Consider the following 12180-nt stretch of genomic DNA (forward strand, 5'->3'; position numbering starts at 1 on the left):
GCGCCGTCGACTATGCCGCCCGCCGCGCCGCGCTGAAAGACCTGCAGCACCCGAAGATTCGCGTCGTCGCCGCGGCGCTTCGGGTGCGCCGCTCCCGCCCGGAGACGTTCCTGCGGGGCGGCCACCGGCCGGTGCTCGCCGAAGGCGACGCCGCCGACCACGTGGTAGCGTTTCGCCGCGGCGACGACGTTCTGGTCGCGGTGACCCGCTGGACGGTCCGGCTGGCCGAAAAGGGCTGGGGCAACACCGTGGTGCCGCTGCCCGAGGGCACCTGGACCGACGCCTTGTCCGGCGCCGTGGCCAGCGGGGCGACCTCGGCCGCCCAGTTGTTCTCGGACCTGCCCGTCGTCCTGTTGGAGCGCCGGCATGACTGAATTCCGGGTCTGGGCGCCCAAACCCGCGCAGGTGCGACTCGACGTCAACGGCGCTGTGCACCCGATGACGCGGTCCGACGACGGCTGGTGGCACGCGGACGTCGATGCGTCGACGGGGGCGCGATACGGGTACCTGCTCGACGACGACCCCACGGTACTGCCCGACCCCCGATCGCCCCGCCAGCCTGAGGGGGTGCATGCGCGATCGCAGCTGTGGGACCCCGCCGACGCCGCCTGGACCGACGACGGCTGGGCCGGCCGGTCGGTCGAAGGGGCGGTGATCTACGAGATGCACGTCGGCACGTTCACCACCGGCGGCACCTTCGATTCGGCCATCGAAAAGCTGGGCTACTTGGTCGATCTCGGGGTCGACTTCGTCGAGCTGATGCCGGTCAACTCCTTCGCCGGCACCCACGGCTGGGGGTACGACGGCGTGCTGTGGTACAGCGTGCACGAACCCTACGGCGGACCCGACGGCCTGGTGCGGTTCGTCGACGCCTGCCACGCGCGCGGGCTGGGGGTGCTGATCGACGCGGTGTTCAACCATCTCGGCCCGTCGGGGAACTACCTGCCGCGCTTCGGCCCCTATCTGTCGTCGGCGAGCAACCCGTGGGGCGAGGGCATCAACATCGCTGACGCCGACTCCGACGAGGTGCGCCGCTACATCATCGGCTGCGCGCTGCGCTGGATGCGCGACTTCCACGCCGACGGCCTGCGGCTCGACGCCGTCCACGCGCTGGTGGACACCACGGCCATCCACATCCTCGAGGAGCTCGCGACCGAAACCGACTTGCTGTCACGCCAACTGGGCCGCCCGTTGTCGCTCGTCGCCGAAAGCGACCTCAACGACCCGCGGTTGATCACTCCGCGCGATCGCAACGGCTACGGGCTGACCGCGCAGTGGGCCGACGACATCCACCACGCCATCCACACCGCCGTGTCCGGCGAGCGGCAGGGCTATTACGCCGATTTCGGTTCGCTCGCCACCCTGGCGGAGACGTTGCGGCGCGGCTACTTTCACGCCGGCACCTACTCGTCGTTCCGCCACCGCCGCCACGGGCGACCGCTGGACACCGCGACCATCCCGGCCACCCGGCTGGTCACCTACACCTGCACGCATGATCAGGTCGGCAACCGGGCGCTCGGCGATCGCCCCTCGCAGAACCTGAGCCCCGGCCAGCTGGCGGTCAAGGCCGCCCTCGTCCTCGGATCGCCCTACACCGCAATGCTTTTCATGGGAGAAGAATGGGGGGCGTCGACGCCGTTCCAATTCTTCAGCTCGCATCCCGAACCAGAGCTGGCGCGGGCCACGGCCGAGGGACGCAAGGCCGAGTTCGCCGAACACGGCTGGAACGCCGACGACATCCCCGATCCGCAGGACCCGGAGACATTTCAACGCTCCAAACTGGATTGGGGCGAGGTCGGAGCCGGTGAGCACGCCCGCCTGCTGGGCATCTATCGGGGCCTGATCGCGCTGCGGCGCGACGACGCCGACATGGCCGACCCGTGGCTGCAGCACCTCGTCGTCGAATACGACGAGGCCGAGCGTTGGATCACGCTGCACCGCGGCGGATTGCGCATCGCCTGCAACCTGGGCACCGAGCCGGTGACCGTGCCCGTGACCGGCGAGCTCGTGCTCGCCTGGGGCGAGCCGAAGGTCGACGCCGACAGCGCCAAGCTGCCCGCGCATTCGTTCGCGATCCTGTCGGTGCGCGAGCAGAGCTGAGCGCCCTCAGCGCACCGACGTGGCCTCGAGGCTGGTCATTTGCGCGATGACATCGAAGTCCGCATCGCGGTGGACGATGCGGGCACCATGGCGGATCGCGACCGAAGCGATGAGGCAGTCGTTGATGCTCCGAATCGTTTTACCCGCGCGCCGGGCCGCACGATAGATGTCGGCGGCGGCCCGAAAGTCGATCGCGCTATCCACGCCCAACGAGGGCAACCCGTTCACGAGCCGCTCGAGCATCACGTAGGCGTTGTCGTCGGCCGCACCGCTCAGGATTTCCATCGCGATGGGCTCGCACATCGCGATTTGACGCTCCTCCTCGGAGATCAGTCGGCGCACCTCGGCCGCGGCGGCCGAGCCGGTAGCGCGGAAGTATTCGATCCAGGCCGACGTGTCAACGAGGATCATCAGAACGTGGCGGGCCGTTCGCTTCGCACGTCCTCGAGGTCGCCATCCCAGCCGACTCCTTCGAGCCCCAGCAGGAATTCGCGGGTCAACGGCAGACCAACCAGCCGCCGCAGAGCGAGGTCAACGGCCGCTTTTTTGGTGGAGAGGCCGAACCTTCGCATCACCTCGGCGGCGAGCTCGTCGTCGATGTCGATATTGGTGCGTGACATACACCAAGCGTACACATCGGACCGTGCGTATAGTCGGGATATCGCTTAAACGGCCTAAGTAACGACTGCGTGGAAAGAGGTTCGCGGATGACCCGCACCGAAAACGACACCTGGGATCTGGCGTCCAGCGTCGGCGCGACCGCGACGGCCGTCGCCGCGTCGCGCGCCATGGCGTCCCAGGGCCCGGATCCGCTGCTCGACGACCCGTGGGCGGACCCGCTGGTGCGGGCGGTCGGCATCGACACGTTCGTCAAGCTGGTCGACGGCGAGATCGGGCCCGCGGAGGACGATCCGGTGTTGAGCCGCCGGACCATGAAAGAGCAGATCGCCGTGCGTACCCGCTTCTTCGACGACTTCTTCATCCAGGCGACCGGCTCGGGCATCAGGCAGGCGGTCATCCTGGCGTCCGGCCTGGACACCCGGGCCTACCGGTTGAACTGGCCGGACGGCACGGTGGTCTACGAGATCGACCAACCCGAGGTCATCGACTTCAAGACGCGCACCCTGGCCGGCCTGGGCGCCGAACCGGCCGCGCAGCGCCGCACCGTCGCCATCGACCTGCGCGACGACTGGCCGTCGGCGCTGGTGGCGGCCGGGCTGGACACGGCACGGCCGACGGCCTGGAGCGCCGAGGGCCTGCTCCCCTACCTGCCGCCCGACGCCCAGGACCGCCTGTTCGACAACATCGCCGCCCTCTCGGCGCCGGGCAGCCGGATCGCGACCGAGCACCTGGACATGCGCAACGTCCCCTCGGACTGGGCGCAACGGCTGACCGAGCGATCGCGCCGCATCGGCTCCAACATCAACCTGGCCGAGTTGTTCTACACCGGCGAGCGCAACACCGCCGCGGAATACCTCGCCGGGCACGGTTGGCGAGTGGACATCCGCACCACCGAGCAGTGCTACGCCGCCAACGGGTTCCAGTTGCCCAACGACGAGCTGAGCCCCTTCGGCCGCGACTCGGGCTACCTGACGGCGACCCTGGCCTAGGGCCCGCCGCGCCAATGCTCGATGCGGTGATGATCCGGCGTGAACCCGTGGTCGACGCCCCACAGCACGGCCTGGGTGCGGCTGGCGACGCCTAGCTTGCGGTAGATCGTCCGAATGTAGGACTTCACGGTGTTGGGGCTCAGGTAGGTCAACCGCGCGACGTCGGCATTGCTCTTTCCCTGGGTGATCAGCGCCAGAATCTCCGCCTCCCGGTCGCTGAGCCCCTCGCCGCGGCCGGGCCAGTCCAGGCCGGGTGCGCTGCGGGCGCGCAAGGCCACGTCGCTGATGACCTCCTCGCCGGAATGCACGGCCTCCAGCGCGGCGACCAGCTCGCGCGCGGGCAGCGTCTTGGACAGGTACCCGTGCGCGCCCTGTCGCCGCGCGCTCTCGACGAGATCTGGATGAAAGTTCCAGGTGTAGACCACAACTCGGTGCGCCCGGGGATTGGCCACCAGGACGGCGATCTCCTCGTGGTCGGATTCCGGCTGGGCAAACGAGTCGTACAGGACGATGTCGACGGTGTCCTCGACGGGCATGGTGGAGTCGAGCTCCGCGATCACGACGCGGTCGCGGTAGGGATCGAGCATGTTGGCCACGCCCTTGACGACGACGTCGTAGTCGTCGACGAGCGCAACCGTGATGGGCACGTCCCGAACATTACCTACCTAGGGGTGTATTGCTACCGCCCTTACGGGTGGTCGACTGGACTCAGCGTCGGGGGAAACAGCCTTCATAGAGAGAGGTTTCGTCATGATCATTCTCGGCATCGTCCTGCTCGTCGCGGGGTTCCTGCTCAAGATTTCCATCCTGTGGACCATCGGAATCATTCTGCTGGTCATCGGCGCCATCCTGGCGATCGTCGGTCATACCGGACACGCCGTCGCCGGCCGCCGGCACTACTTCTAGCAGGGTCCGCCGCGGAATCGCGTTTGCCCCGGCGGCGCCCGGGTTATTCGACATGAGTACGAGAGGAGCGCGAAATGCCCGTCTGGCAATGGATTTTGATCGCTGCCTGTGTCGTCGTCGTGGTCGCCGTGGTGGTTGTCGCGGCGATCGTGGGGAACAGACGTCGGAAATCGCAGCGACTCAGGCAGCACTACGGCTCAGAATACGAGCGCCTGGTGTCGCAGGCCGGAGGCGAACAGGCCGCCGAGAAAGAACTGATCGCCCGGGAACGAAAGCGAGAGAAACTCAACATCGTTCCCCTGAAGCCGGCGGCCCGATCGGATTTCAACATCCGCTGGCAGCAGGTGCAGACCACGTTCGTCGACGATCCGGCGACGGCAGTCGGCGTCGCCGATCGTCTGGTGACGGAGGTCATGTGCGAACGGGGTTACCCGATCGATGATTTCGATCAGCGGGCGGCTGACATTTCGGTCGACCACCCGCAAATCGTCGACGACTACCGCGCCGCGCATGGCATTCACCTCGCGCAGCAGCGCGGTGATGTGAGCACCGAGCAGCAGCGGGAAGCCTTCGTCCACTACCGGGCGCTGTTTGAGAAGTTGCTCGGCGAGACAGCAGACAACGACACATCAAGGGAGAGAAGCGCATGACCACGCACGAGCACCCGACCGAGACGACTCAGACGTTCGACGAACCTTCTGGTGTTCCAACGCCATCGGCGGGCCAGGGCTCGGCGTCGCCGGTGTCGAACGACCCGCCGACGGCTTCGACGCAACCGTCGCAACCGTTGACTGGCACGCCGTCGGGGATGTCGGGCGGATCCCCGAATGTCGACGCCGAGGCGGGACGCGGCCGCGAAACCGCCGCGGACGTTTCCCACACATCCGAGGCGCACCGTGAGTCCTCAGCGGAGGAAAACCTCTTCGCCGATGACGAACTCGCGGACCTGCGGGCGCGATGGGCGGGCGTGCAGGCGGCGTTCGTCGACGATCCCAGGGACTGCGTGCAGAAGGCCGACGTGCTGGTCTCGGATCTCGTCGACCAGCTCACCAGTGGCTTCGCGCATGCTCGCTCCCGGCTCGAAGAGCAGTGGGCTCGCGGCGAGGAAGCTTCCACCGAAGACCTGCGGGTGGCGCTGATGCACTACCGCGAATTCTTCGAGCGGTTGCTCGCGGTCTGAGCGGGCGGCGCGCACTGCAATGTGACCCGTCGGCGCAGGGGCTGTAATACTGCGTTGTGGATGACGCCCCGCACGACGAGGCCCGGTTCACCCGCGAGCAGCTGAAGCGGTTCGCGGGCAGGACCTTGCCCGACCTGATTTCTGACCGGGTTCGGCTGCTGTTCGTCGGGATCAACCCGGGCCTGAGAAGCGTTGCCGTGCAAGCCCATTTCGCTCCCCGGGGCAATCGGTTCTGGCCGGCGCTGTTCCGTGCCGGCGTCACCGATCATCTGATCGACGCCTCGGCCGGGTTTACACCCGCCGACCGGAAGTATTTGTTGGACCTCGGAATCGGCATCACCAGCCTGGTCGAGCGGGCGACCGCGGGCGCGGACGAGCTCACGGTCGCGGAGTTTATCGAGGGCCGGAACCGGCTGGACAAAACCGTCCGGCGGTACTCTCCCCGGGTGGTCGCCGTCCTGGGGGTCACCGCCTACCGCGACGCCTTCGGCGACCGCCTGGCGAGGACCGGCATCCAAGTGTCGCCTTACCCCGGAACCGAGCTGTGGGTGCTCCCCAATCCGAGCGGGCGCAACGCCCACGCCTCGCTGCCCAACCTCGCGGCCGCCTACGGCGAGGTCGCCCGCGCCGCCAGCATCCCTACACGCTCGGACGGCCGGTAGCCAGCACCGCCTCGGCGATCGCGTCGGCCAGCGGCTCGATCTCGCGCGCGCCCAAATCGGCGACGGTGACCCGGATCCCGGGTGGGGTGCGAATCCGGAACCGCGCCCCCGGCGCCGCGGCCCAACCCGCGCCGAGCAGCCGGGTGATCGCTACCGTCTCGTCGGGCACCGGGACCCACACGTTGAGCCCGGAGCGCCCGTGGGCGGCGACGCCGCGCTCGGCCAGCGCGGTGTGAAGCCGCGTCCGGTTGGCGGCGTACTGTTTCTCGGCCTCGCCGACGAGGCGCGCCGCCGCGTCGTCGGACCACAGGCCGGCGGCGAGATCCTGCAACAGGTGGCTCACCCAGCCGGGGCCGAGACGCAGGCGGCCGTGCACGCGCTCGACGGTGCGGCGATCCCCGGCCAGGACGGCGACGCGCAGGTCCGGACCGTAGGCCTTGGACGCCGATCGCACGAACGCCCAGTGGCCGGTCGATCCGGCCAGCGTGTGCAGGGGCGCCCCGGCGATGCCGGCGCAGTGGTCGTCCTCGATGAGCAGCACCTCGTCTGCGCGCGCGGCCAGCAATCCGCGCAGCGCGTCCGCGCGGTCCGCGGACAGCGCCGCACCGGTCGGGTTGTGCGCGCGGGAGGTGACGACCACCGCCCGCACCCCGCGCCCGAGGGCCCGGGCCAGGTCGGCGACCAGCGGGCCGTCGTCGTCGACTCGTACCGGCTCCGCCGAAAGACCCAGGGCAGCAAGCAGATCCAACAGGTTGGCCCATCCCGGGTCCTCCACCGCCACCCGGTCACCCGGGCGCAGGTGCGCGGTCAGCGCGCGCTCGATGCCGTCCAGCGCGCCGCTCGTCACCGCCAGGTGATCGGCCGGGACGCCGTCCGCGGCGAACGCCGCGCGGGCGTGATCGACCAAGGCGGGTGACATCGCCGGCTCACCGTAGACCAGCGGCCTGGGGCGCGGGACCCGCGCGAAGGCGATCGGCAGCAGCGCCGGGTCGGGGTTCCCGCTCGACAGGTCGCGCACGCCGTCGGGCACGTCGAGCCCCAGCCGCGAACGTGGCGTCGTCGCGGGGCGGTGCCGCACCCGGGTGCCACGGCGCCCCGCGGTCTCGATGGCACCGCGATCACGCAGCAGGCGGTAGGCCGCGGCCACGGTGTTGGGGTTCACGCCGAGTCGGCCCGCCAGGTCGCGGATCGGCGGCAGCGCGTCCCCCGGCGCCAGCGCGCCGTGGGAGATGGCCTCCTCGACGTTGGCGGCTATGGACTGGGCGCCCGTCCCCATATATTGTACTGGCACGAGAGTAATTATGTATTAGTACGAAATTAAAGGCAATCCCTTGGACACCGCATATCGCCAAACACCAAGAACCACGCCCACCCGGTATCGCGAACGCGCGCGCTACGACCGACCCACCGTCCACGCGATCCTGGACGAGGCCCTGATCTGTCACCTCGGCTACCAGGGCGCCGGTGGGCCGGTGGTATTGCCGACGACTCATGCTCGCCTCGGCGAGACCCTCTACCTGCACGGTTCCACCGGCGGCGGCCCGCTCCTGGCCGCCAAGGCGGCGCCGGATGGCCTGCCGGTCTGCGTCACCGTAACGCTCGTCGACGGGCTGGTGCTGGCCCGATCGGCCATGCATCATTCGGTGAACTTCCGCTCGGTGGTCGTGCTGGGCGCCGCTCGGGTGGTCGACGATCCCGCGGAGAAGCTGCGCGCGCTGCGCGGCCTGCTCGACCACATCCGGCCCGGCCGCGCGGACGACTGCCGCAATCCCAACGCGCGCGAACTCGCCGCGACCGGGGTGCTCGCGCTGGACCTGGCCGAGGTCTCGGCCAAGGTGCGCGCCGGCGGCCCGGTCGACGATCCGGAGGACAGTGTGTTGCCGCACTGGGCCGGCGTGGTGCCGCTGAGCCTGACGGCCGGAACCCCGGTGCCGGCCGACGACCTGGTACCCGGCACGCCGACGCCGTCGTACCTCGCCGCATCCCGCGAGGGCGCGTGTCCGTACGGCGACACGCCGTAAACCGTGTACAAATGCGCACCCTCGCGGCGCGAAAGCAAAGCGGCTACAGGAGGTAGCGGTAGGCCGGCGAACCGGGCTCGAGGGCCTCGACGTGGATTTCCGTCGCCCGCATCCGCGCCATCAGCCCGTCCAGGCCCGCGGCCGAGCCCAGCTCGATCCCGACCAGCGCCTCACCGGTTTCCCGGTTGTTGCGCTTCACGTACTCGAACAGGGTGATGTCGTCGTTGGGCCCGAGCACCTCGTCGAGGAACCGGCGCAGGGCGCCCGGCTCCTGCGGGAAGTCCACCAGGAAGTAGTGCTTGAGACCGAGATGCACCAGCGAGCGCTCCAGCACCTCGCCGTAGCGCGACACGTCGTTGTTGCCGCCCGAGATGAGGCACACCACCGTGGACCCGGGCTCGACGTTCGCCTCCAGCAGCCCGGCGACCGCCAGCGCACCCGCCGGCTCGGCGATGATGCCCTCGTTCTGATACAGGTCCAGCATCGCGGTGCACACCGCGCCCTCGTCGACCGTGGTGATCGACACCATGTCGCCGGCGGCGGCCAGCGCCGCATAGGTCAGCGTCCCGGCCCGTTTCACCGCGGCGCCGTCGACGAACTGGTCGACGTGGTCGAGCGTCACCGGCTCACCGGCGGCCAGCGCCGCCATCATGGCCGCGGCGCCGGCGGGCTCGACGCCGAGCACCGCGGTGTTCGTCGTCCGTTCGGCCAGGTAGGTGGTGATGCCGGAGATGCAGCCGCCGCCGCCCACCGGGACGACGACCAGGTCCGGCTCCACCTCGAGTTGATCGAGCAGCTCCAGGGCGATGGTGCCCTGCCCGGCCATGGTGCGCGGGTCGTCGTAGGGCGGCACCAGCGTGGCGCCGGTGCGTTGGACGTCGTCGAGCGCCGCCTCGGCGGCGAGGTCGTAGGTCGACCCGCCCACGATCAGCTCGATGAAGTCCCCGCCGTGGTAGCGGATCCGGTCGCGCTTTTGTTTGGGCGTCTTGGCCGGCACATAGACGCGGCCGTGCACGCCGAGCGCGCGGCAGGCGTAGGCGAACCCCTGCGCGTGGTTGCCCGCCGACGAGCACACGACGCCCGCGGCCAGCTCTTCCTGGGAGAGCTGCACCAGCAGGTTGTACGCGCCGCGCAGCTTGTAGGAGCGCACCACCTGAAGGTCTTCGCGCTTGAGGAAGACCTGCGCGCCGGTGATCGCCGACAGCCGATCGCTCAGCTGCAGCGGGGTGGGCGTGACCACGGGGGCGATCCGCTGGGCCGCCGCATCGATGTCTGCCGCGCACAGCGGCGACTCACGCGGGGTCTGGCTCAGTTCAGCGGACACCGATCAATGGTCCCATGCCGCGTTCAGCCGACTGGGCTCAGCACGAACACCGGGATCTGACGGTCGGTCTTCTTCTGGTACTCGGCGTAGTCCGGCCACGCCTGCACGGCACGCTCCCACCAGGCGGCCTTCTCGTCGCCGAACACCTCGCGGGCGTCGTAATCGCGGGTGACGGCGCCGTCCTGCAGCTCGACGCGCGGGTTCTTCTTGATGTTGTAGTACCAGACGGGGTGCTTCGGGGCCCCGCCGAGCGAGGCGACGACGGCGTACTCGCCGTTGTGCTCGACGCGCATCAGCGGGGTCTTGCGGATCTTGCCGGTCTTGGCCCCGACGGTGGTCAGCAGGATGACGGGCTTGCCCTTGAGCTCGGCGCCTTCGGTCCCGCCGGATTCGGCGTACTTGTCGGCTTGTTCCCGGGACCAATCGAGCGGGCTGGGTGCGTATTCACCAGAAAGTGGCATGTCACCAACTCTAGGCTCGGCGCCGACCGGCTCACTGGGCCCTCGCGAGCTCCGCGATCGCGTTGACGCGCCGCACGGCGGTGGCGATCTCGTCGGCGAACTCGCGCCGTCGCTGGGCGAGTTGGGGGTCCTCGAACGCGTCCACCAGCTCGCGGTGCCGCGCCAGGCGCAGCGCGGTCTTGAACAGCTCCATCGACCGCGACTCGGCGTTGGCGATCCGGCGCTGCAGTTCCCACTGCTTGCCCACCTCGAGACATTCGGTGAGAAACGTGTCCTCGTCGAAAGATTCGTCGTCGTAGGCGGCCAGCCGGTCGGCGACGATGTGGTAGGCGTCCAGGAACGGGCGCAGCACCAGGTGCGCCAGCAGCAGGTCGGCCTTTTCCAGCAGCCCCCGCACGTCTGCCGCGGGGGCGGCCTTGCTGGTGTCCTCCACCCGCCCGATCAGGCGCACCTCGCCGGCCAGTTCCTTCTCGAACTGGGCCCGCGCCGAGAACAAGAACTCGAACTTCAGCAGCTCGCGCAGGCGCAGCGCCTCGTCGCGGACGGTCGTCGGTAACACCAGGCGGTCCACGGAATTCTCGGCGTCTTCGACCGCGGCAAGCAGTGCCGTCTCGGCGATGGCGCGATCGACCAGGATGTGGATGGCGGTGTTGCGGTAGAACGCCGCGACCAGGTGCTGGTCGGCTCCGATGCCCCAGACGGGTTCGGTGCCGGCGTCGTAGACGCTCACCACGCCCGAGGCGACGAGCTGGTGCAGCGTCCAGCGGATCGTCGAGCGGTTCGTCAGGTCGGCGGCGCCGGCCACTGTCCAGTTCCGCGCTGCGATGTAGCTCGCCAGCGGACGCACGGTGGCCAGCACCTCGCTGACGGACAATGACCGGTCCGCGCCCAGCAGCGCGAGGCTGACCACCGCGGTGGGGGTGACGGGGGTCGCGCGGTTGATCCGGTGCTCGACGTCCAGTGCGATCCGCTCGATTTCGGTGCCGGTCCCGGACGCCGAGGTGTCCAAGGCGCGCAACTCCTCCAGGCGCTTGCGCAGCGGCAGCGGTTCGCCGAAGTCCAGGTAGGCGCGCCCGAGCCGCTCGCCCTGCTGTCGCGCCAGCCGGACCAGGAACCGGAAGTCCTCCGGCCGTTTCGCCGCACCGTAGGCTTCGGCGGTCATCGCCTCCACCTCGTGCAACTGGTCGTAGACGATCGAGGTCGGCACCAAATAGACCTCGGGGCCGTCGATTTCGTCGACGGCGTCGCTGATGTAGCGCAGGATGCCGTACACGGGAGGTCGCAGCTTGCCGGTCCGGGTGCGGCCCCCTTCGATCGACCAGGTCAGGTTGGCGTGGTTTTGCACCAGCTGTGCGGCGTAGGCGCGCAACACGAACCGGTACACCGGAATGTCCTTGGTTTGACGGCGGATGAAGATCGTGCCCGTGCGCTTGGCCCAGGCGCCCATCGGGAAGAAGTTCAGGTTCGCGCCGCCGAAGGTGAGCGCGGGCGAGAGCCGGTTGGCCTGGATCGACTCGGGCAGCAGCAGCCCGTCCAGGTAGGAGCGATGCGAAAAGGCAAACGCCAGAGTCGCTTTGCGGTCCAGCTTGCGCAGCTGGGCGATCTGATCCTCGTCGACGAGGATGTCGTAGGCCCGCATCAGCCAGCAACTGAAGCTGCGCCAGGCCCTGACCGCCCGCTCGTCGAGGGACGGCGCCATCTCACGCAGGTAGCCGGCCGCCTCGGCGCGCACGTCGTCGCGATCGCGCCCGAGCTCTTCGGCCAGCTTGGCCAGCCGCTCGTTGTACCACGGGGCCGCCAGCAGCTCGACCACCTCGTCGGGATCGGTCGGCAACGGCGTCGTCGACTCGTCGACAATCCCGCTGCGCTGCAGCAGCTTTCGCACCCCCGTACGACCCATTTCGCGCGCCGACACC

General features: G+C 69.2%; 14 protein-coding genes and 1 pseudogene. 8 read left to right on the forward strand and 7 right to left on the reverse strand.

Translation table 11 applies throughout. From position 1 onward, the window contains the following. Both A5712_RS12320 and treZ read left to right on the forward strand, forming a co-directional pair. Positions 1–374, forward strand: a pseudogene (locus A5712_RS12320) (malto-oligosyltrehalose synthase); the annotation flags it as partial. Beyond that, the gene (gene treZ, locus A5712_RS12325; RefSeq protein ID WP_068104899.1) at positions 367–2100 is read left to right on the forward strand and encodes a malto-oligosyltrehalose trehalohydrolase; all 1734 of its coding nucleotides are present in this window, start codon (positions 367–369) and stop codon (positions 2098–2100) included. The pseudogene A5712_RS12320 and the gene treZ, both read left to right, overlap by 8 nt. Positions 2101–2106: 6 nt before the next feature. Here the strand turns inward: treZ and A5712_RS12330 are convergent, their stop codons facing one another. Both A5712_RS12330 and A5712_RS12335 read right to left on the reverse strand, forming a co-directional pair. Further along, positions 2107–2511, reverse strand: coding sequence for a PIN domain nuclease (locus A5712_RS12330; RefSeq protein ID WP_068104902.1), 405 nt, complete (start codon positions 2509–2511; stop codon positions 2107–2109). After that, positions 2511–2720, reverse strand: a complete 210-nt coding sequence (locus A5712_RS12335; protein ID WP_068104905.1) for a type II toxin-antitoxin system VapB family antitoxin — start codon at positions 2718–2720, stop codon at positions 2511–2513. The genes A5712_RS12330 and A5712_RS12335 overlap by 1 nt, the downstream gene beginning before the upstream one ends. 87 nt (positions 2721–2807) lie before the next feature. Between A5712_RS12335 and A5712_RS12340 the strand changes: the two genes are divergently transcribed. Beyond that, positions 2808–3710, forward strand: coding sequence for a class I SAM-dependent methyltransferase (locus A5712_RS12340; protein ID WP_068104908.1), 903 nt, complete (start codon positions 2808–2810; stop codon positions 3708–3710). Here A5712_RS12340 and A5712_RS12345 read toward each other — a convergent pair. Then, complete coding sequence (locus A5712_RS12345; RefSeq protein WP_068104914.1) at positions 3707–4357, reverse strand: response regulator transcription factor; 651 nt, start codon at positions 4355–4357, stop codon at positions 3707–3709. The genes A5712_RS12340 and A5712_RS12345 overlap by 4 nt on opposite strands. Before the next feature lie 103 nt (positions 4358–4460). On the opposite strand from A5712_RS12345, the gene A5712_RS31335 reads away from it, so the two are divergent. From A5712_RS31335 to A5712_RS12360, 4 genes are all read left to right on the forward strand, one after another. Continuing rightward, on the forward strand, positions 4461–4616 hold the full coding sequence (locus tag A5712_RS31335) for a DUF6131 family protein (protein ID WP_173817425.1): 156 nt from the start codon (positions 4461–4463) through the stop codon (positions 4614–4616). A gap of 74 nt (positions 4617–4690) precedes the next feature. Then, positions 4691–5266, forward strand: coding sequence for a hypothetical protein (locus tag A5712_RS12350; RefSeq protein WP_068104915.1), 576 nt, complete (start codon positions 4691–4693; stop codon positions 5264–5266). Then, positions 5263–5796, forward strand: coding sequence for a hypothetical protein (locus tag A5712_RS12355; protein WP_068104917.1), 534 nt, complete (start codon positions 5263–5265; stop codon positions 5794–5796). Before A5712_RS12350 ends, A5712_RS12355 begins: the two co-directional genes overlap by 4 nt. Positions 5797–5852: 56 nt before the next feature. Beyond that, positions 5853–6458, forward strand: coding sequence for a mismatch-specific DNA-glycosylase (locus tag A5712_RS12360; protein WP_068104920.1), 606 nt, complete (start codon positions 5853–5855; stop codon positions 6456–6458). Here A5712_RS12360 and A5712_RS12365 read toward each other — a convergent pair. After that, on the reverse strand, positions 6436–7749 hold the full coding sequence (locus tag A5712_RS12365; protein WP_068104924.1) for an aminotransferase class I/II-fold pyridoxal phosphate-dependent enzyme: 1314 nt from the start codon (positions 7747–7749) through the stop codon (positions 6436–6438). The two genes, A5712_RS12360 and A5712_RS12365, sit on opposite strands and share 23 nt — an antisense overlap. A gap of 40 nt (positions 7750–7789) precedes the next feature. Here A5712_RS12365 and A5712_RS12370 point away from each other — a divergent pair, with 40 nt between their 5' ends. Then, on the forward strand, positions 7790–8479 hold the full coding sequence (locus A5712_RS12370; protein ID WP_068104927.1) for a pyridoxamine 5'-phosphate oxidase family protein: 690 nt from the start codon (positions 7790–7792) through the stop codon (positions 8477–8479). 43 nt (positions 8480–8522) lie between these two features. Here A5712_RS12370 and ilvA read toward each other — a convergent pair whose 3' ends face one another. Genes ilvA through A5712_RS12385 form a run of 3 tightly spaced genes read right to left on the reverse strand, consistent with a single transcriptional unit; the run spans position 8523 to position 12179 of the window. Then, positions 8523–9803: a threonine ammonia-lyase gene (ilvA, locus tag A5712_RS12375; RefSeq protein WP_068104930.1), complete on the reverse strand. Its 1281-nt coding sequence runs from the start codon at positions 9801–9803 to the stop codon at positions 8523–8525. 23 nt (positions 9804–9826) lie between these two features. Further along, on the reverse strand, positions 9827–10264 hold the full coding sequence (locus tag A5712_RS12380) for a nitroreductase family deazaflavin-dependent oxidoreductase (RefSeq protein ID WP_068104933.1): 438 nt from the start codon (positions 10262–10264) through the stop codon (positions 9827–9829). Between the two features lie 31 nt (positions 10265–10295). Further along, on the reverse strand, positions 10296–12179 hold the full coding sequence (locus tag A5712_RS12385; RefSeq protein WP_156766534.1) for a lysophospholipid acyltransferase: 1884 nt from the start codon (positions 12177–12179) through the stop codon (positions 10296–10298). Between the last annotated feature and the right edge of the window lies 1 nt (position 12180).

It is taken from the genome of Mycobacterium sp. E2327 (genome assembly GCF_001672675.1).
Classification (GTDB): domain Bacteria; phylum Actinomycetota; class Actinomycetes; order Mycobacteriales; family Mycobacteriaceae; genus Mycobacterium.